The sequence below is a fragment of the Aeromonas sp. S11(2024) genome, assembly GCF_041402345.1.
In the GTDB taxonomy this organism is placed as follows: domain Bacteria; phylum Pseudomonadota; class Gammaproteobacteria; order Enterobacterales; family Aeromonadaceae; genus Aeromonas; species Aeromonas veronii.
On record NZ_JBGLRC010000001.1, the window covers coordinates 371,636 to 391,131 of the forward strand.

17 protein-coding genes and 1 pseudogene are annotated in these 19,496 nt (G+C 54.7%); 12 read left to right on the forward strand and 6 right to left on the reverse strand.

Annotated features, from left to right (window positions below; genetic code table 11):
• The first annotated feature begins 35 nt into the window (after nucleotides 1–35).
• The 7 genes from ACB040_RS01560 (at nucleotide 36) to ACB040_RS01590 (ending at nucleotide 7,673) form a co-directional block, all read left to right on the forward strand.
• Nucleotides 36–368, forward strand: a complete 333-nt coding sequence (locus ACB040_RS01560; RefSeq protein WP_139474136.1) for a hypothetical protein — start codon at nucleotides 36–38, stop codon at nucleotides 366–368.
• Entirely contained in the window at nucleotides 368–1,246 is an 879-nt protein-coding gene (locus ACB040_RS01565; protein ID WP_113739466.1) for a phosphotriesterase-related protein, read from the forward strand. Before ACB040_RS01560 ends, ACB040_RS01565 begins: the two co-directional genes overlap by 1 nt.
• Before the next feature lie 14 nt (nucleotides 1,247–1,260).
• Nucleotides 1,261–1,620 carry a DUF2620 family protein gene (locus tag ACB040_RS01570; RefSeq protein ID WP_139474134.1) on the forward strand — a complete coding sequence of 120 codons (360 nt, stop codon included), beginning with the start codon at nucleotides 1,261–1,263 and terminating at the stop codon, nucleotides 1,618–1,620.
• Nucleotides 1,621–1,630: 10 nt separating this feature from the next.
• Entirely contained in the window at nucleotides 1,631–2,932 is a 1,302-nt protein-coding gene (locus ACB040_RS01575) for a YhfT family protein (RefSeq protein ID WP_371154121.1), read from the forward strand.
• Between the two features lie 72 nt (nucleotides 2,933–3,004).
• Nucleotides 3,005–4,168 (forward strand): alanine racemase, encoded by a 1,164-nt coding sequence (locus ACB040_RS01580; protein ID WP_113739468.1) that lies wholly within the window; start codon nucleotides 3,005–3,007, stop codon nucleotides 4,166–4,168.
• Between the two features lie 10 nt (nucleotides 4,169–4,178).
• A complete protein-coding gene (locus ACB040_RS01585; protein ID WP_371154118.1) occupies nucleotides 4,179–5,396 on the forward strand; it encodes a phosphopentomutase in 1,218 nt (405 codons plus the stop codon).
• Nucleotides 5,397–5,486: 90 nt separating this feature from the next.
• The gene (locus tag ACB040_RS01590) at nucleotides 5,487–7,673 is read left to right on the forward strand and encodes a carbohydrate-binding protein (protein WP_371154116.1); all 2,187 of its coding nucleotides are present in this window, start codon (nucleotides 5,487–5,489) and stop codon (nucleotides 7,671–7,673) included.
• Nucleotides 7,674–7,766: 93 nt separating this feature from the next.
• Here ACB040_RS01590 and ACB040_RS01595 read toward each other — a convergent pair whose 3' ends face one another.
• Together ACB040_RS01595 and ACB040_RS01600 are read right to left on the reverse strand one after the other, a co-directional pair.
• Nucleotides 7,767–7,928, reverse strand: a complete 162-nt coding sequence (locus tag ACB040_RS01595) for a hypothetical protein (RefSeq protein WP_338774858.1) — start codon at nucleotides 7,926–7,928, stop codon at nucleotides 7,767–7,769.
• Nucleotides 7,929–8,144: a hypothetical protein gene (locus ACB040_RS01600; RefSeq protein WP_338774859.1), complete on the reverse strand. Its 216-nt coding sequence runs from the start codon at nucleotides 8,142–8,144 to the stop codon at nucleotides 7,929–7,931. It lies immediately after the preceding gene.
• A gap of 109 nt (nucleotides 8,145–8,253) precedes the next feature.
• Between ACB040_RS01600 and ACB040_RS01605 the strand changes: the two are divergent.
• A pseudogene (locus ACB040_RS01605) lies at nucleotides 8,254–9,443 on the forward strand (IS256 family transposase).
• A gap of 56 nt (nucleotides 9,444–9,499) precedes the next feature.
• On the opposite strand, the gene ACB040_RS01610 reads toward ACB040_RS01605, so the two are convergent.
• Nucleotides 9,500–10,693, reverse strand: a complete 1,194-nt coding sequence (locus ACB040_RS01610) for an aromatic amino acid transport family protein (protein WP_371154113.1) — start codon at nucleotides 10,691–10,693, stop codon at nucleotides 9,500–9,502.
• 662 nt (nucleotides 10,694–11,355) lie between these two features.
• Nucleotides 11,356–12,342: a catabolite repressor/activator gene (cra, locus tag ACB040_RS01615; protein ID WP_371154111.1), complete on the reverse strand. Its 987-nt coding sequence runs from the start codon at nucleotides 12,340–12,342 to the stop codon at nucleotides 11,356–11,358.
• Nucleotides 12,343–12,638: 296 nt separating this feature from the next.
• Here cra and fruB point away from each other — a divergent pair, with 296 nt between their 5' ends.
• The 3 genes from fruB to fruA are packed head-to-tail and all read left to right on the forward strand — an operon-like array spanning nucleotide 12,639 to nucleotide 16,476.
• A complete protein-coding gene (fruB, locus tag ACB040_RS01620; RefSeq protein ID WP_371154109.1) occupies nucleotides 12,639–13,754 on the forward strand; it encodes a fused PTS fructose transporter subunit IIA/HPr protein in 1,116 nt (371 codons plus the stop codon).
• On the forward strand, nucleotides 13,754–14,743 hold the full coding sequence (pfkB, locus tag ACB040_RS01625; RefSeq protein ID WP_371154107.1) for a 1-phosphofructokinase: 990 nt from the start codon (nucleotides 13,754–13,756) through the stop codon (nucleotides 14,741–14,743). Before fruB ends, pfkB begins: the two co-directional genes overlap by 1 nt.
• On the forward strand, nucleotides 14,740–16,476 hold the full coding sequence (gene fruA / locus ACB040_RS01630; RefSeq protein ID WP_371154105.1) for a PTS fructose transporter subunit IIBC: 1,737 nt from the start codon (nucleotides 14,740–14,742) through the stop codon (nucleotides 16,474–16,476). Before pfkB ends, fruA begins: the two co-directional genes overlap by 4 nt.
• Nucleotides 16,477–16,584: 108 nt before the next feature.
• Here fruA and ACB040_RS01635 read toward each other — a convergent pair whose 3' ends face one another.
• Nucleotides 16,585–16,836, reverse strand: coding sequence for a DUF1289 domain-containing protein (locus ACB040_RS01635; protein WP_236297971.1), 252 nt, complete (start codon nucleotides 16,834–16,836; stop codon nucleotides 16,585–16,587).
• A gap of 150 nt (nucleotides 16,837–16,986) precedes the next feature.
• Here ACB040_RS01635 and mltA point away from each other — a divergent pair, with 150 nt between their 5' ends.
• Entirely contained in the window at nucleotides 16,987–18,138 is a 1,152-nt protein-coding gene (gene mltA, locus ACB040_RS01640) for a murein transglycosylase A (protein ID WP_108542105.1), read from the forward strand.
• A gap of 97 nt (nucleotides 18,139–18,235) precedes the next feature.
• Here the strand turns inward: mltA and ACB040_RS01645 are convergent.
• Nucleotides 18,236–19,455 (reverse strand): IS3 family transposase gene (locus ACB040_RS01645; protein WP_371164844.1). Its coding sequence is split into 2 segments (ribosomal slippage): nucleotides 18,236–19,107 and nucleotides 19,107–19,455, totalling 1,221 coding nucleotides; the frame shifts between segments, so codons are not numbered across the junction.
• Nucleotides 19,456–19,496: the final 41 nt, after the last annotated feature.

Genomic DNA, 19,496 nt, shown 5'->3' on the forward strand with positions numbered 1-19,496 from the left:
TGATAGCGCGATTACAGTTACTCCGGTCAGCCGATGTGATCAGTCATGATGCATTAAAAGCATGTTTATTGGTAATGGAAGACCTCAGGGAAAATTTTCCAGTTGGTGATGATAATGAGCAATTCCAGATGATGATTGTCCATCTGGCCAGGGCATTTGATCGGATTAAGTCAGGAACACCAATAGAGCAAGGTATGGATCCAACCCTGTTTGATGAAGTACAGGAAGATCCATTCTTCCATGATATTGATGTTCTCAACAGAAGACTGCTTGATAAAATTGATCTTGCGACAGCTCCGGAGAGTGAAAAGTCATTTATGTTGAGTAATCTTTTATCACTGCACTACTCATGTCAGGAGGGTATGTAATGTCGATTAGCCTCGATGGTTACACCTATTGTCATGAACATCTGCACATTGACCTATCCTCACAGAAAAGGGATGAAGATTGTCTTCTTGATAGTTATGCGTCGATCCGGGATGAGCTTGTTGCACTCAAACAGCATGGAGTGCTTAATCTCATCGAGATGACAAATCGTTTTATGGGGAGAAATCCTCATTTTATTGAAAATATAATGCAAGATACCGGCATGAATATCCTGATGTCGACAGGTTATTACATCGAAGGTTTCTTCCCCGAGAAGCTATACCGTATGTCAGCTCGCGAGATATGCGGTGAGATGGTGCATGAAATCACGGTGGGTATCGATGACAGTGCACTTAAAGCTAGTGTCATTGGGGAAATTGGTAGTAGCGAGAACGCATTTACCGAAACCGAGCGAAAAGTCTTTGAAGCTGCAGCAATGGCGCATTATGAGACCGGCCGCCCAATCTCGACCCACCTTTCCATGAGCACCATGGCAAGAGAACAGGTGAAGTTATTCAAGTCGTATGCGGTCGCAATGGAAAGGGTCACTATCGGTCATTGCGATCTTAAAAATAATCTGGATGACATCTTGTGGTTGATCGAACAGGGTTGTCATGTTCAGTTTGACACTATCGGTAAGAACAGTTACTTCCCTGATTCGTCGAGAATCAACATGCTGAAAGAATTGGCTAGCAGGAATTTGTTGGATAGAGTCATGCTGTCTATGGATATAACTAGAAAATCACACCTTAAAAAAAATGGAGGCCTTGGATTTTGTTATCTGGTGGAAAGTTTTATTCCACAGTTACTTGAGTCAGGTATTAGTAAAACTCAAATAGAACAAATGTTACGTCTTACCCCTTACCACTTTTTTAAATGAGGCTGGATATAAAAATGAAAAAAATAGGGATTGCTGGATTGCAACGTGAGCAGATAAAGGCACAGATTGAACAAGCTGCACCGGGGGAGTTTGAATGTTATATTCTCAATGACATGGATGCCGCCATGAAGGTAAAAGCGGGGGTCCTGGATTATTACATCGGGTGTTGTAATACCGGTGCTGGGGCTGCACTATCTATCGCTATCGCCATTATCGGTTTTCCGAAAAGCTGCACCATTGCCAAACCTTCCATCAAGGCAAAGTCCGAAGAGGTGGAGAAATTTATTCAAGAGGGTAAGGTTGCATTTGGTCTTTCAGTGGAACATGTCGAACATGCCATTCCGTTATTAATTACCAAGCTTGCTGCCAATTGAGGGTAAAAAAATGGACATTATGCAATTAGGGTTAGTCACTCTGTTGTGTGCCATGACAGCTCTGTTGGCCAATATGAGTGCATCGGTATTTCATGACGGGATCAGACCGATCCTGCCCCAAGTCGTCGAAGGAAATATGTCTCGGCGTGATGCGGGATCCGTGGCGTTTGGCTTGTCGATTGGTTTCGTCGCCTCAGTCGGTATTTCGTTTACGCTTTCCACTGGTCTTCTAAACCCTTGGCTGCTTTTTTTACCGACTGACATTCTTGGTGTGATGATGGCTCGGCGTTGGCAAGCCGCATTAGCTGGCGGTTTGTGGGGGATTCTGGTTGTTACCTCTCTTTCCGGTGTGAATGCTGTATTGACAGGTTTGCCTGTTGATGCGGTTGGCGCGCTAGGTGAATTGGGTACGCCAGTGATGACAGCTTTTGCACTGTTTCCGCTGCTCGCCATCTTTTATCAGTTTGGTTGGAAAGCTGGTGCTATTTCGGCGGCAGTTATTGTGCTGGCGCGGCTGGCCACGATGAAATTTACCACTATTTATCCTGAGTCTCTGCAAATCTTTGTTGGGATGATGATGCTGGTGGGGACTGCCATATACAAAGACATCAACGATAAGAAAAATGGTATCGCGCCGCCTGATATGTCGGGTATGCACAGTTTGTTTGAAGAGCGCACCAAGCGCATCATGAAAAACTTGCCGTTCCTAGCTGCAACCGGTGCGCTGGTAGCTGTGGTTGTCAACGCGGGTTATTTCGCTGGTTCTGAAGTCTCTATCTATCCGCTTGCCGATGCCTACAAGTTGACCGATCCTGTCGCGCAGCAGACGGCAATCAACCAGGTTGCTCTTTCAGAATTCATGCGCGGGCTTGGGTTTGTGCCTCTGATTGCCACCACTGCACTGGCCACTGGTGTATATGGTGTGGTCGGGATGACTTTTGTGTTTGTGGTCGGTTATCTCTCACCTAACGTACCTGTTGCAGCGGTGCTGGGGGCCCTGACCATTTGTGCGGAAGTATTCTTGCTGCGTCGGATTGGCCATTTCCTGGAACAATTCCCGTCTATTCGTAATGCCTCGGATAATATACGTAATTCGATGAACACGCTGATGGAATTTGCACTCCTGATCGGTGGGGTACTGGCGGTGATGAAAATGGGTGGGACCACCGGGATTACCATTTTCACTATCTTGTTCTTCCTCAATGAGGTGATGGGCCGTCCTGTACTAAAAATTTCTGCTCCGGCTCTCGCTGCCATATTAACTGGTGTTGCACTCAATATTTTCCATATCGTCGGAATTTTTAATATCTGACCCCAGGGTCACCCGGTTTGACAGCCTGAAAACTATCGGGCCGGGTAAGCTACATTTATAAGGTGAGCGAAGATGTTTCTTGATGCTTTGAAAAGACAAAATCCGAGATTTATAGAGTGTGCAGCTGAATTATTAAAATCCAACCAGGTTTTGCCTGACACTTATATTATTGATGTCGACCAGTTTGTTGAAAATGCGAGGGTGATCAAGAAAACTGCAGATGAGTATGGGATCACACTCTATGCGATGACGAAGCAATTTGGACGCAATCCCGTTTTAGCAAAATTGCTGATCGATGAGTTAGGTTATGATGGTATTGTCTGTGTTGATTTCAAAGAAGCACGCCATTATTCAGATCTGGGAATAAATGTTAGTCATGTTGGGCATTTGGTTCAACCACCTACTGGGATAGTCCATGAATTGGTGAGTGTCACCAAACCAGAGATTATAACCGTTTATTCTATTGAAAAGGCCAAGGAGATTTCATCTGCTGCAGTTAATGCGAATGTAGTTCAAAAGATTATGGTCAAGTTTTATCAGCATGGTGACATTATTTATCCCAGTCAGGAGTCTGGATTTTTACTAAGTGAGCTGGATGAGGTTATCCAATCATTGTCAGCACTACCGAATATCGCTATAGCGGGGGTCACTCATTTTCCCAGCTTTCTCTATGATGAAGATAAAGATGTGACCGTGGCCACACATAATTTCAGGACAACGATGATTGCCAAAGAGCAGGCTGAGCGAATGGGTTGCCGGATAACACAGGTCAATGTTCCGTCTTCAACTAGTTGTGAAACAATACCGCTAATTGCCTCTCGAGGTGGGACGCATGGCGAACCGGGACATGCTTTGACCGGTACAATTCCATCAAATCAGAATGGGGATCAGCCAGAAAAGATTGCAATGCTTTATTTGAGCGAGATATCTCATCAGCATAACGGAAATAGTTATTGCTATGGTGGTGGATATTATCGGCGTGGACGTATTCGTGGTGCACTGGCAATGGATGGCTCAGATCCACACGGACGCTTCATGCCATTTGTGGCAGGTGATGATGGCAGCATCGATTACCACATCCAGTTGGCGGGAACGTGTCCCGTCGGCACACCCGTTATTATGGCTTTCCGCTCCCAGGTGTTTGTGACCAGGAGTGATGTTGCGCTGGTTTCAGGAATATCGACAGGGACCCCGAAAATCATCGGACTCTATGATTCGCAAGGGCGAGAGTTGTAAGGGAGGGATTATGGCAAGGTTTATTGTTGTCGTCCTCGATGGCTTTGGTATCGGCGAAATGCCGGATGTACTGGCCGAGCGACCACAGGATCACGGTGCCAATACAGCAAGAAAGCTCATTGAGCATTTTTCAGATAAACATCTGCCGACGTTGGCACGGCTTGGATTGTTGAATACGGTGTATCCCGTCAACTCAGTGATGCAACGTAGCCAAGCTGCAAACTGGGGTAAGTCAATGCTGGGCCATGAAGGGTGTGACACCTTTATGGGGCATCAAGAGATCATGGGGACCAAACCGAGAGCACCGCTACAAGCCCCCTTTAGTACATATATCGACAAGATAGAGGCAGGGTTGATTGCCGCAGGATACCAAGTCAACCGAATATATCGCGATGCTCTTGCCTTACTGGAGGTCAACAGCTGTGTCGTGATCGGGGATAACCTTGAGGCCGAGTTGGGACAGGTTTATAACATTACAGCCAATTTGAACTTGATATCATTCGATGACGTCGTGAAAATCGGAAGAGTAGTCAGGAAATATAATGATGCTGGACGAAACATAGCGTTTGGTGGGTTGGTTGATTCCATGGCTGATATCTATTCAGCTATTGAAACCAAACCAGATAAAAACGGAAATATAGCATTTATTGGGATCAATGCTCCACGCTCTGGAGCTTATAATAACGGCTTTAAGGTTATTCACCTTGGCTATGGAGTCGATCCATCGACACAAGTGCCACAATGTCTTAATCAGGTTGGAATCAAGACGTTCTTATATGGTAAGGTCGCCGATATCGTAGAGAATGAACACGGTGTTTCATATCCAGGAGTAGTCGATACCGATACACTGTTTGATTTATTGCTGCGGGATGTTGTTCGGGAAGATAATGCATTTTTCTGCCTCAATGTTCAGGAAACGGATCTTTCCGGTCACCAACAAAATGCTGGACGTTACTGGAATACGCTCGAGAGAGCTGATGCCGGATTATCAAAGATCTTGGACGTTATGTCCATAAGCGACCTCTTGATTGTCATGGCTGATCATGGCAACGATCCCTTTATCGGACATTCTCTTCATACAAGAGAAATGGTGCCAATATTGTTATTCAGCCATAAATCAAAGGGGCTTGAGTTAGGTGTTCGTGATACCCTATCTGATGTGGGGGCCAGTGTTGCCAAATTCTTTAATGCTCCCATGCCAGAATTTGGCTCGCCTATAAAGTTCTAGTTCGACGATATATAAACACTAATTATGTTCTTTGCACCTCACTTTTTATGTTGGTGAGATAGGCTTATATCATTAATCAGGAGTTGCTAGATGAAACATGGATTAAGTATTCCGTTATTAGGGAGCATATTTTTTGCAACCACGGCATCAGCCTCAACTGGAGGAATGCAGGAATTTCTCGATAGTCTCAGAAATTTTGAGTCCGGTATCAATCCGGCACAGAGCCAGTTTTACCTCGATAATCTGGATAACCCCGTTTATACCTACGCCAAGGTCACCAAGCCTGGTCGACTGGTCAGGGACTGCGCCACAGGGACTATGGTGCAAGAACCCACCACGATAAAACAGTATTTTACCAAGCTGGGTCTTGGCAGCATCTATAACGAAAATACCCCGCATGACCCGGGCATGTTCAAGTTGATGCAGTATAGCTCGATGAACGCGTGGGGATTTGTCGGGTATCAACTGGGTGAGGCGGTAATGATAGATGCTGGCTATTACAGTCCGTCGACAGTACAGATTGCAGGTAAGGAATACGACAGCTTTTATATGTTTGTGCCCGATTCGACCTGGATCGGTTGTAAAACTGAGGCGCTGGCTGAAATCCCGGGATCAGGCGGTAATCAGGTGTACGTAACGGATATTAACCGCTGGCAAGGGCATTTTATCGGCAAGAACGGGGTCAACAATTTCACCGATTTCATCAAGCCCGATAAACAGGAGCTGGTGATCCGGGATGTCATGCACTTCAACTACAAGGTCATCAGCAAGCTCCTGCAAGATGCCAATATGACCTGGGCACAGGCCTTGTCGAAAAGCTGGACCGATACGGATAATAACGGGCAACAGGTAACGGTCAAGGCAACTATGTCCGGTATCCTGGCCGCAGCTCACTTGCGTGGAGCGTGGGGAACCGCCGAGCTGTTGACCAAAGACAAGATCACGTGTGACGAGCAGGGAACTTGTATCACCAAATATGTACATAAGTTTGGCGGTTACAACACGCTGTTTGATGTACCGGGTGACAGCGTCACTCAAGGCTCCCCTTACGATGAAGTACTGATGGCGGGGTGGGGGAATGACACCGTGATCTTGGGGGGTGGCAAAAACCAGTTGCTACTCAATGAGCAGAAGGGCTCTATCACCACGGTTACCGACTTTGTTATCGGCAAGGATAAGATCGTGCTACGTGGCTGGTCCAGCGAATTACCTCTGGCGTCCATGGTGGTCACTCAAGGGAAAAATGGCGCTGAAATCGATGTTTCTGGGCAAAAAATTATTTTGAACAACATCAATGCTGGCGATGTACTGGCCAATCCTTCACAAGTGATCATTCAGTCCATGGTGTACACGCTGGCGTGGAATTCAGGCAAGCAGGTCGTCGCTCAGTTTGACCCCAAGGTGGATCGTATCGAGGGTTCGTCGGGGATTGGGTTCAAACATCTCAAAGCTTATGAGACCAGTTCCTCGGTGGTGATTGGTCCCCAAGCCGATGACGGTGGCATTTATGCTTCGTATGAGCTGATGGGGTTGACGTTGGCCGACCTGTCGCCTGACATGTTCCTCAACGTGACCGGCAGCTTTGATCGTCTGGGTTTTATCGTGCCGCTTGATCACAAAACCTGGGGCTGGAATATGTCGCTGGTGGTGAACAGCTTCAATCCGCAAAAAACGGTGCTGACCGTTCCGAGCAATCAGCCAGTGCCATTTTCTGCTGTAAAGTTGACTCAAAATGGCGCCAACACCGAGCTGACCTTGCTCGAGCCGTTTGCCAAGGGTGACAAAAAGATCGTTATCCTGCGCAATACCGATGTGAAGAGTCTCTCTGAACGGAACTTCTCCGGCTTCAGCGGTCAGTACAAAGAGGTTACGATCGATATTCCCGTGATGTTTGACATTCGTGCTAGTGTCGTCGGCACCGGTGGCACTATCTCTCCTGCACCGGATACTGCAGGTATTATTCAGGCAAAAGGGGGAAGTGCACTGACAGTCGCGTTCATTCCTGACCTCGGATATCGAGTGAAGAGTATCACCGTCGATGGCGCGGCCCAGCCGGTGGCGAGCGCTTATACCTTCCCCAGCTTGGCGGCCAATCACCGCCTTGAAGTGAGCTTCGAGAAGGGTAGTGCCTGTCCGGCCTCCTGGAACAGCACTCAGGTGTACAACACCGGTGACAAGGCGACCTATGTCGGCAGCATCTATGAGGCCAAGTGGTGGAACACCAATAACCAGCCGGACCAAGGTGGTCCCTGGAAGCTGCTAGGCGCTTGTCAGTAAAGTGTGTGCTGACACGTGACCCTAATGCGGTCGCTTCTTATCTAAAAATTCCCGGGCATTGCTCGGGAATTTTTCTTTTGAATTTCATTCCCTTTACCCGTTGTTACTCTTGTGTCTGTCAGACGAGCTGTGTTGTGTCAGCAAATTCGCACTCTTGAGCTTGAAGGTACAGCCTTGCTGGATGAGCTCCTCCCGGTTGGCCAGTACCAGCGGGTAGAGCAGGGGATGTTGTTGATGTTCTCCGTTATAGCTCACCTACATCCGCTCCAATGCGTAGTGCATCAAAGGGATGCGCTGGTTAATCAACAGCTGGTTCCCTGTCATGGCATTGTCTCTGACAATGATTGCCTGCTGACCCTCGCTGAGGCCTGGATGGGGAATGACTACCGCATGGGTGTTCCACTCCAGATCCTGCTCCCGGCCGTGAGGGGAGGCATCCAGCCGATCCGGTTCGCCGCGAAAACGACTCATCACAAAGTCCAGATATTCCCTTTTCTTCTCGCAGTAAGCACGTACGTGCGAGAGTGTAAAAAAATCTGTGTAACTGGCATTCTTACCAACCTGTTGAAAGGACAACAGAATGCCATTATCAGACGAACTCATAGATCAACTGTTGACGGGCTACTCCAGCCCTGACGATATCCTTGGCGAGAGCTGTCTACTTAAGCAGCTCACCAAGCGCCTTGCCGAGTGAGACCTGGAAGCCGAGATGACGGCACACCTGGGCTACGCCAAACATGCCAGCGACCGCAAGAACACCGGTAACTCCCGTAATGGCAAAGGTGCCAAGACGGTGCGTTCCGTTCACGGGGACATCGCGCTGGAGATCCCCCAGGAGTGCAACGGCAGCTTCGAACCACAGCTGGTCAAAAAAGGAGAAAAGCAGCCCCAGGGTTTTGATGCTCGCATTCTCTCCCTCTATGCCCGAGGCATGAGCACCTGGGACATTCAGACCCATTTCACCGAGGTCTATGGTGTCGAGGTGCCGCCAACCTTCATCTCCCAGGTAACCAATGCGGTGATGGATGAGGTGACCGCCTGGCAGAGCCGCCCCCTGCATAATGTCTATCCCATCGTCTACCTGGATACTCTGGTGGTTCGCAGCCGGGCATTTGGCGCGGTACAGAACAAGGCCGTCTACTTGGCATTGGGCATCAACACCGAGGGCGAGAAAGAGCTGCTTGTCCTCTGGATAGCCCAGACCGAAGGTGCCAAGTTTTGGTTGTCAGTGACGAATGAACTGAAGAACCGAGGGTTGCAGGATATTCTGATTGCCTGTGTGGACGGGCTCAAAGGGTTTCCAGAGGCCATCGAGGCTGTATAGACGCAAATTCAGCTGTGCATCGTGCATCAGGTACGACATTCGCTGCGTTATGTCAGCTGGAAACAACGCAAGGAGGTTGCCGCAGATCTGCGCCGGATCTATGGCGCCGCCACCCTGGCCTTGGGCGAATTTGGTGCCAAGTGTGACGAGGAGCATCCCTGCATCAGCCGCTCCTAGACCAACAACTGGGAGAGATGTGCTTGTTCTTTGATTATTCACCGCAGATCCGTAAGGTGATCTACACCAGCAACGCCATTGAATCTCTCAATGCCTCGCTGCGAAAGGTGACCAAGACCCGGCGCTCATTCCCAACAGACGAGTCGGTGATGAAGGTGCTGTACCTTGCCCTGCACTAGATAGCGAAGAAATGGACCATGCCCATCCGGGATTGGAAACAGGCCATGACACAATTCATGCTCCTGTTTGGTGATCGGCTCGGACAGTGATTAGCCGCCAGTTACACAGAAAAATTTACCATCTCAGCATTGAATCGCGGCAAGGATCAGAGCGCGGGCAGCATTCCAAGGCTGACGCTGATTTGGACGCCGACGATCAGTATGCCCATGGCGGCGGCCACTCCTAGCGCCACTACGCCACCCGGGGCGCGGTAGTGGTGGGCAGGCGCCTGTTTGCGGCTCTGCCATACCAGCGCCACCGGCAGCAGTACCGCGAGGATCGCCAGTGCAATGGCTGCGTAGCCGAGAGCCATGATAAAGCCCTGCGGGAAGTAGAGGGCAAACAGCAATGGCGGCACGAAGGTGATAAGGCCAGTCTGGGTGCGGCCCTGCCAGTTGTCCTTGCGGCGGGTCACCTTGGCCATAAAGTCGAACAGCCCCAGCGTCACCCCGAGGAAGGAGGTGGCGAGCGCCAGATCGGCAAACAGGTGCATGGCCTGATTGAAGGAGGGCCAACTCACCAGCTTGCCGACGTTTGCCAGCAGGCTGTCCAGCGCACCACCGGTTTGCAGCAGGGCTTGTTGGCCGAGCAGACCTAGGATCGCCACCTGCCACAGCACATAGAGGATCAGCGGCAGGGCTGAGCCCCAGACAAATACCCGGCGCAACTGCTTGGGGCAGTCACCGAGGTAGAGCATCACGCTCGGAATGGAGCCGTGAAAGCCGAACGAGGTGAAGATGACCGGCAGGCCCGCCAGCAACAGGCCCTGACCCAGCGGCATCGAGAGCAGATGCTGCCCTTCAGTGCGGGGCAGCAGCAACGCCAGCACCACCACCATGATCACCAGTTTGACGGTGAACATCAGTCGGTTGAGGTAATCCACCGATCGGGTACCGACACAGACCATGCCGCCAAACAGCAGAGTAAAGGCCCAGGCGGCTTGCTCCTGGCTGAGGGGCATGCCCGCATCGGCCAGCACCTGTGCCAGCAGGCTGCTACCGCCGCTGATGTAGGCGGAGGCCAGCGAGTAGAACAACATCAGGATACAGAAGGAGGCGATGCGCTTGCCCCAGGGGCCGAGCAGATGATCCGCCAGCTGGTGCAGGTACCACTTGCCGGTGTTGAGGCTTGCCTCTACTTGCAGCATGGCGGTGAAGGCCATCAGGGCCCACAGGCCAATCATCAGCATCAGGGTGGCGGGGCCGCCGAGGGAGGAAGAGGCCAGCGGCAGGGCCAGCATTCCGGCGCCTATGGTGGTGCCGGCAATCAACAGGGTACAACCCAAGGTTTTGGTATTCATGTTATCCATCCGAACGTAGCGGTGTCAGTGCAAACAGGCGGTGTCAGCAGTGACGTCAACAAGAGGGGGCCAATTGGCGTTATCAGCAGGCGCCTCCGGGGATAGGGCCGGAGGCTAGCAATATCGGAACGGGAACATCTGTACCTAAAACCTGTCGGTTGTAAAAGATGGTTGCCACGTTAACGGATCGAAATAGCGGAGACAACCCCTAAAAAGCTGATCTTGTGCTGTGGAAGGCATTTAAGTGGAAATAAAAAATGACACTTGGCGCTATGTGCCGAAAAAATGTGCGCCTTGAGGGGGCGATGCCAATCCGCTTGAACCGGCCCTCGGGATCGGAGGGGCTTGGTACAGGCGCTTGGAAGGGGCGGCAGAGGGCAAAAGGGGGCGCTAGCGGCCCGGATGGCTCGGCATAAGTAAAAATAGGGTCATATGGCCAAAAGCCATAAATTCAATTTATAGCGAGCCGATGGGCCGATAAACAGGCCCTGAGCAGGGGTTGCAAGCCCTGTCGGCCGGTTGGCCGATCTTCCGCTGGCCAAACAGACGTGTGCAAAGGTGGGCGTAGAGAAGAGCAGCCGCACAGGCTGTCAGTTCTGGCTGCCCATTCCGGCAGTTTTTACAGGCAGCCTGTGTGGTTGTGGGCGGTTGTTGCTGGCGACTTAGCGACGGCGCTTGAGGGTGCGGCTCACATAGTGCAGCCCGCTCTGGTAGTCGCCGTTCACCGCCTTGAGCGCCAGCTCCAGCGCCTGGCTCGCCAGTGCGTCGTGCTGCTGGGGCAGGGAGTTGATGCCAAAGGGGAGGAAGTCGAGCAGCCGATCGTCCCCGAAGGTGGCCATGGCGAGCTGGCTCATGTCGATCTCTTGCTCCAGCAGGTAGTCGAGTACCCCCTCCATCAGGATATAGGAGGTGGTGATCAGCGCTTCGGGCAACTGACCCAGCTGCTGGTGCAGATCTTTGATCAGGCGATACCCCTCAAGGCGAGAGAAGTGATCCCCCTCGCACAGGTGGCGAGCCGCGCTGTGACTGGCGACCGCCTGCTCGAAACCGGCTTTGTGCTCCTGACTGATCGTGAGTGCCGGCAGCGCGGTGATCAAGGCGATATGGCGCAGAGTCGGGGTGAGCAGGGAGCTGGTGAGATCAAAGCTCGCCTTCTCGTTTTCACTGGCGACGGTGACGAACTTGTCGGCTGCCATCGCCCGGTCGATGGCGAGGATTTGGCTGCCTTGCGCCTGCAATTTGCCGTAGAAGGGGTCGTCCGGGGGCAGGCAGCTGGCCACCAGCAGGGCATCCACATGGCGGCTCACCAGCATCTGCGCCAGCTCTTTTTCTGTGGCGGGCTCATCTTCCGAGCAGACGATGAGCAGCTGATAGCCCTGCGCCCGGGCCCCCTGTTCCAGCCGTTTGGCCAGTTTGGCGTAACTGGCGTTCTCAAGGTCGGGCAGGATAAAGCCGAGGGTCTTGGTCTGGCCGCCACGCAGGGAGGCGGCGCGGCTGTCCGGCTGGTAGTTATGGGCGGTGACGACGGCCATCACCTTGTCGCGGGTGGCCTGACTGATGCGGTATTGGTCGGCCTTGCCATTGATCACATAGCTTGCCGTGGTGCGCGAGACACCGGCGAGGGCGGCGATTTCATCCAGTTTCATCATATTGGCTCTGTTTGAGTTGCAAGGCCCACGGTCACTGCCGGGTGAGGGCACCGAAAAGTGTGCGCGGGATCATATCATTGAAAAGCACTCTTTGTGGGTACTTGATCAATTCGCTGAAACGATTCAGTCTGAGTGTAAGTGAAACGATTCAGCCTGTCAGCAACGAAGAGACCCAGTGGCCTGAAAATCAGGCTCCGATCACAGTCAACCGTGTTCGGGTCTATTGTCAGCTGGCGAGTTATCCGAATGTTCAATTGTGACGTACCGGCGCGGCCGGAACCTGATGGAGAGTCTCTATGTTGAAGTTGGCGCGAGAGCAGATCTTGCTGGGGCAGTCGGTGGCGACCAAGTCGGACGCCATTGCCCTGCTGGCAGGCAAACTGACCGAAGCCGGTCTGGTGGAAGCGGGCTATGTGGATGGGATGCTGGCCCGTGAAGCGCAGCATGCCACCTACCTTGGCAGCGGCATCGCCATTCCCCACGGCACCACCGACACCCGTCATCTGGTGAAGAGCACCGGCGTCATGGTGGCCCAGTTCCCCAATGGTATCGAGTGGGATGAGGGGCAGATCGCCTACGTCGCCATCGGCATCGCTGCCAAGTCCGACGAACATCTGGGCATTTTGCGCCAGCTCACCCATGTGCTGGGTGACGAGCAGGCGGCTGCCCAGCTCAAAGAGGCCACCGATGCCGACACCATCATCAACATCCTGACTGGCGCCACTGTCGCCAAAGAGGTGCAATACCTGACCCTGGCTGACTTCCCGGCCGATGATCGCGACCAACTGCTGCTGGGAGCAGCAGCCCGCGCCAAGTCTGCGGGCTGGGGCGATGCCGCCATGGTGAGCGCGCTGCTGGCAAGTGAACCCGCCTACCTGGGCGAGGGCGTCTGGCTGGCCCGGGCCAATGTTCAGCAAATAGCATCGGCCCAGACCGGGTGGGTGCTGGCCACCCCGAGTAGCGCCCTCACGGCAGGGGAGCTGCCGGTCAGCGCCATGCTGCTGCTGTGTGCCGCAGATAGCAGCCATCTACCGCAACTGGAGAATCTGGCCAAACTGGCGGCTGCCGGTCAGCTGGCTACGCTGGCAGGCGGTGAGGGACTGGCCATGTTGCAAGCGGGCCCCGCGAGCGGTCTTAGTGAAACCTTCACCATCATCAACCCCCACGGTCTGCACGCCCGCCCGGGCGCCATGCTGGTCAAGGTGGCCAAAGAGTTTGCATCCGACATCCGGGTTGCCAATCTGGATGGCAGCGGCGAGGCGGTCTCCGCCAAGAGCCTGATGAAGGTGATCGGCCTTGGAGTCAAGTGCGGGCACCGTCTGGCGTTTCGCGCTGAAGGGGCAGATGCCGAAGCGGCCCTCAAGGGGATCGGTGAGGCCATCGCCGCTGGTCTCGGCGAGGGGGCGCATTGATGAAGATTGTTACCATCACCCTCAATCCGGCCCTTGATCTCACTACTCGCCTCGAGGCAATGAGCCTGGGCGAGGTCAATCTGGTGAGCGAGGCCAACCTGCGCGCGGCGGGCAAGGGGATCAACGTCGCCATGGTGCTCAAGGATTTGGGCCGCGAGGTGGGCGTCACCGGTTGGCTGGGCGCTGACAATGAACAGAGTTTTGTCTCCCTGTTTGCCGAGCGAGCGCTGGATGATCACTTTGTGCGCGTGGCGGGCAGCACCCGCATCAACGTCAAGATCTCCGAGCAGTCTGGTCGGGTCACCGATCTCAACCTGCCGGGGCTCACCATCCAGCAAGGGGAGGTGAGCGCGCTGGAGCAGACCATCGACGAGTTGGCTCCGCATGCTGAGTGGTTCGTGCTGGCGGGCAGCCTACCCAAAGGGGTGGTCCCCGATTATTGCGCCCATCTGATCCGCCTGCTCAAGGCCAAGGGCAAGCAGGTGATCTTCGATTGCAGTGGTGCGGCCTTAAGCGAAGGGATCAAGGCGGCGCCGACCCTGGTCAAACCCAATCTGGAGGAGCTCGGCCAGTGGGCGGGCCGCCCCATCAAGACACTGAGCGAGCAGGCCGAGTGTGCCCGCGCGTTGCTGGCAAGCGGCATTCCCAACGTGGTGATTTCCAACGGCGCCGATGGCCTCATCTGGTTTGCCCCGGATGCCGTCTGGCAGGCCATTCCACCGCGGATGCAGGTGGTCAGCACCGTGGGTGCCGGCGATTCACTGGTGGCCGGTCTCGCCCATGGTCTGAGCCTTGGCTGGCCGCCGGAGCAGACCCTGCGGCTGGCCACCGCCGTCTCGGCCTTGGCGGTCAGTCAGGTCGCGGTCGGCTTTGACGATATCAATGTGCTCAACCCTTTACTTGAACAGGTGCGCGTAGAGCGTCTGGAAGCGCTGGCACCGGTTCAATGCCATACCCCCTCAATGGAAAACTCAGGAGATGCCCAATGAAAGCAATCTTGGTTACGGCTTGCCCGGCGGGCATTGCCACCAGCTTTCTCGTTGCAAAACGGATAGAACAGCAGGCCAAACTGGCTGGCTGGGAGCTCACCCTCGACGTCGGCTCCAGCGTGCAACCGCGCCAGATCCCCTCAAAAGAGCAGATTGCCGCCGCCGATCTGGTGCTAGTCGTTGCCAGTGCTCCGGTGGATCTCGCTGCCTATGATGGCAAGCGGGTCTATCAGGGCAGCATGGATCTCGCCCTGCAGGATCCGGCCGCCTTGCTGGAAGCCGCAACCAGCGGCGCCAGTGTCTATCGCCATCAAGCCGCCTCCGCCGTTGCCAATGCTGCCGCCAAACCGGCCGCCGCTGGCAAGCGCATCGTCGCGGTGACTGCCTGCCCGACCGGGGTGGCCCACACCTTTATGTCGGCAGAAGCGCTGGAGACCATGGCCAAACAGCTGGGTTATCAGATCCGCGTCGAAACCCAAGGCTCGGTCGGTGCCCAGAATGCCCTGACCGCCGAGGAGATTGCCGCTGCCGATCTGGTGTTCCTCGCCACCGATATCGAGGTGGACATGGCCCGTTTCGACGGCAAGCCGGTCTATCGCACCAGTACCGGTGCGGCGCTCAAGAAAACCCGTGCCGAGCTCGACAAGGCGTGGAACGAGGCGAAAACCTATCGCCACAGCGGCGCCAGCCAGCCCAAGAAAGAAGAGAAGGCAGGCCCCTACAAGCATCTGTTGACCGGGGTCTCCTTCATGCTGCCCATGGTGGTGGCGGGCGGTCTTATCATCGCGCTCTCGTTCGTATTCGGTATCGAGGCGTTCAAGGTGGAAGGCACCCTGGCCGCGGCTCTGATGAAGATCGGTGGCGGCTCTGCCTTTGCCCTGATGATCCCGGTGCTGGCCGGTTACATTGCCTACTCCATCGCTGACCGCCCGGGTCTCGCTCCCGGCATGATCGGCGGTATGCTGGCAAGCTCGCTGGGCGCCGGTTTCCTTGGCGGCATCGTCGCCGGTTTCCTGGCCGGTTACAGCGCCAAGTACCTGAGCGACAAGGTGCGCCTGCCGGTGACCCTGGAAGCGCTCAAGCCGATCCTTATCATTCCGCTCTTTGCCAGCCTCTTTACCGGTCTGGTGATGATCTACGTCGTGGGTGGCCCGGTGGCCGGCATCATGAATGCCATGACCACCTTCCTCAACAACATGGGCTCTGCCAACGCCGTGCTGCTGGGTGTCATCATCGGCGCCATGATGTGCTTCGACATGGGCGGTCCGGTCAACAAAGCTGCTTACGCCTTCGGTGTCGGCCTGCTGGCCTCCAAAACCTATGCCCCGATGGCTGCGGTGATGGCCGCCGGTATGGTGCCGGCACTGGGGATGGGAATTGCCACCTTCCTGGCCCGTACCAAGTTCATCAAGGCGGAGCAGGAAGCGGGTAAAGCCTCCTTCGTGCTGGGTCTGTGTTTTATCTCCGAGGGGGCCATTCCGTTTGCCGCCAAGGATCCGATGCGCGTTATCCCGGCCTGTATGGTGGGTGGCGCCCTGACCGGTGCGCTCTCCATGCTGTTCGGCTGCGAGCTGATGGCACCCCACGGCGGTCTGTTCGTGTTGTTCATCCCGCACGCCATCAGCAACGTCATGATGTATATCGTGGCGATTGCCGCAGGCTCGCTGCTGACCGGTGTCTCCTATGCCATGCTCAAGCGCGGCGAAGAGCAGGCCAAACTGGCCACGGCATAAGCTTTGCCACCCGACAACACGTCATAACCAAGAGCGGCCTGCGGGCCGCTTTTTGTTTTGCCGGTGATATAGGTGAGTTGTGAGGTGGGGATTGCAGGTAGGCTGAGTTTAAAAATCCCAGCCGGGTTGTGTTTGCGGTTCATTGAGCGCGCCTTCCTGTGCCTTGCGCTGTGCAGCCTCGACCCGGCGTTTGCGATCCCGGCACAGGCGCATCACCTCTTGTTGCTGGGCAGGGGTCATGGTGAGCCAGTTGAAACGCTCTTCGCGGTTACGCAGGCACCCCTTGCAGTAGCCTTTGTTGTTCACTTCGCAGACCCCGATGCAGGGGCTCTGCAGCGGGAAGATTTCGAGCTGTTCCATCCATCACCTCGCACATCCTGTCACCTTGTTATAACCCAGCGGATCCCCTTTGGAGAAATCCTGCTTCAAGTGATTGATGTCGTTTGCTTTCCCCCTGCAAATTTGGCATCTTCCCCGCCGAGCATGGCTCTTGGCGTTATATGAGGACATATGAACAAACACGCGTACTGGCTGACCGCCGCAGTGCTGGGACTGGCCGGTTGTGCGGGCAACTCTGACAAAGCAGAAGTGCCCAAAAAACAGACCGACGACAGATGCTTTCTTAACTGCGAGGTGCCGGAAAATCTGGGCAAGCAGTATCTGGACGGGACCCTGCCAGAGGATCTGGTGAGGGTGGAGCGGGTCAATAGCCGTGCGCGTGCCGACTACAGCAAGTTTGGCCCGCAAAGCAGACTGGTATTGGAGCGCTCCGGCAAGATGACCCGCCGTTATGGCGAGCTCTATCACCAGCTCTCCCGCTGGGTGGCGGGCGGCGGCAATCCTGCCGACATCACCCGTTATGGTATCAGCCTGGCTCAGCTGGGCGGCGCTGATCGCATGGGTAACGTGCTGTTTACCGGTTACTACTCGCCGGTGCTGGAGGTGCGCCACCGCCCGGATGCCAAGTACAAATATCCCATCTATGCCATGCCCAAATGTGGCGGTCGCTGTCCGACCCGGGCCGAGATCCATCAGGGAGCACTGGCCAACCGCGGGCTGGAGCTGGGTTACAGCAAATCCCTTATCGACAACTTCCTGATGGATGTGCAGGGCTCGGGCTTTGTCCACTACGGGGATGACGATCGGCTGCAGTATCTGGGCTACAGCGGCAAGAACGGCCACGGTTACGTCAGTATCGGTCGGGTACTTATCGACCGCGGTGAAGTGCCCAAAGAGCAGATGTCGATGAAGGCCATCAAGGAGTGGGCCAACCGTCAACCGGAGGAGAGCGTCAAGGAGCTGGTGGAGCAGAACCCCTCCTATGTCTTCTTCGAGCGTCGACCCACCAATGATGTGATCGGCGCGGCAGGTATCCCGCTGCTGCCGCTGGCGGCTGTTGCCGCCGACAAGACCCTGTTGCCGATGGGGACGCCGATCCTCGCCGAAGTTCCCTTGCTCGATAAAGAGGGCAACTGGACCGGCAAGCACCAGCTGCGCTTGTTGATTGCGCTGGATGTGGGCGGGGCAGTGAAGAAGGGGCACCTCGATCTCTACCACGGTATGGGTGAGAAGGCTGGCGTCGCAGCCGGTCACTACAAGCACTTTGGCCGGGTCTGGAAGCTGGGTCTGCACCACGGGCCGACCGCTGCCCCCTGGTTGTAATCCTCTGAGGCTTTGGGCGTCTGTCATCGGGCGCCCGAGCAATGTGAATGTCTAGTCCTGAAATAGGTTTACACATTTTCAACTAGCATTTCTCTACTCAGAACCCCCTATGTACCGCATCGGGGGTTCTGTATTTCAACGCATGATGCGGCCGCTCCGCGTTGTAAATATCCACCGCTTCACGCACCATTTCCCGCGCTTGCGCCAAATCCTGCGGGCTTTGCAACAATAACTCTCCTTTCAAAATCCCGTTCACCCGCTCCGCCAACGCATTCTGGTAACAGTCATACCCATCCGTCATCGAGCATTTCACCCTGTACCGTTCATGTAATGACTGATACAGCCCCGAGCAATACTGCACGCCGCGGTCCGAGTGATGGATTAGCTCCCCGCTGCCACACCGTTGCTTCAGTGCTTTCTTGAACGCCATCGCCACCGACTCCGCGTGCATTCCTTCGTGCACGTGATGGCCCACTATCTTGCGTGAGTAGGCATCCGTCACCAGGCTCAGGTACAGCGGCCCGCTCCTGGCTGGCAGATAGGTGATATCTGCGACCCAGACCTGCTCCGGTGCTATCGGTGTGACCTGCTCTGGCCCCGCCTTGAGCAAGTTGGGATGACGGTAGAAACGGTGAAAACTGTGGGTGGTCTTGTGATACGCCCGTCTGGGCTGCACCAGCAGGCGGTGCTCGGCCAATATCTGAAACAGCCTGTCACGCCCGACCTTGAGCCCGTCATCATCCTGACCCTGCAGCAGATAATGCAGCTTGCGAGTGCCCATCCGCGGTTGTCGCAGTCGAACCTGACGCACGAAGCGCACCACCTGCAAGCCCTGTGCATGGCGCTCGTCGGCGACCCGATTGCGCTTGTAGTAAGCCTGCCGGCTTATCCCCAGAAACAGGCAAGCCCTGACGATGGTTAGTCTCTCGACTTGCCGCTGCGAGAGGACTTGCCGGGTCGCTTTTTTACGATGGAGACACCGTAGTCATTCTTCAGTACATCGACGACGGCCTCAAAGAACTGGGCCTTCTGACTCATCAGTACCAGCTGCTGCTCGAGTTCCTTGATACGCTGTTCGGGCGTCTGGTTGTCGGGGTCAGGCATGGTGATGCTCCTGCCGGCACGCACAGAAGCCCCCTGGCTCCAATCTTGCCGACCATGTTTACGCAACCATACCAGAACGGTGGAGCGGCCCTGAATGCCATAACGCACCTGAGCCTGTTTGTAGGTGAGCTCGCCTTTTTCAATCTGCTCGACCAGTGCCAGTTTAAAAGTCAGCGAGTAATCGCGCTGTGTCCGTTTCACACCTTGTCCCATCGGGTTCTCCATTTATTGGGGGGAAAGGTGTAAACCATATT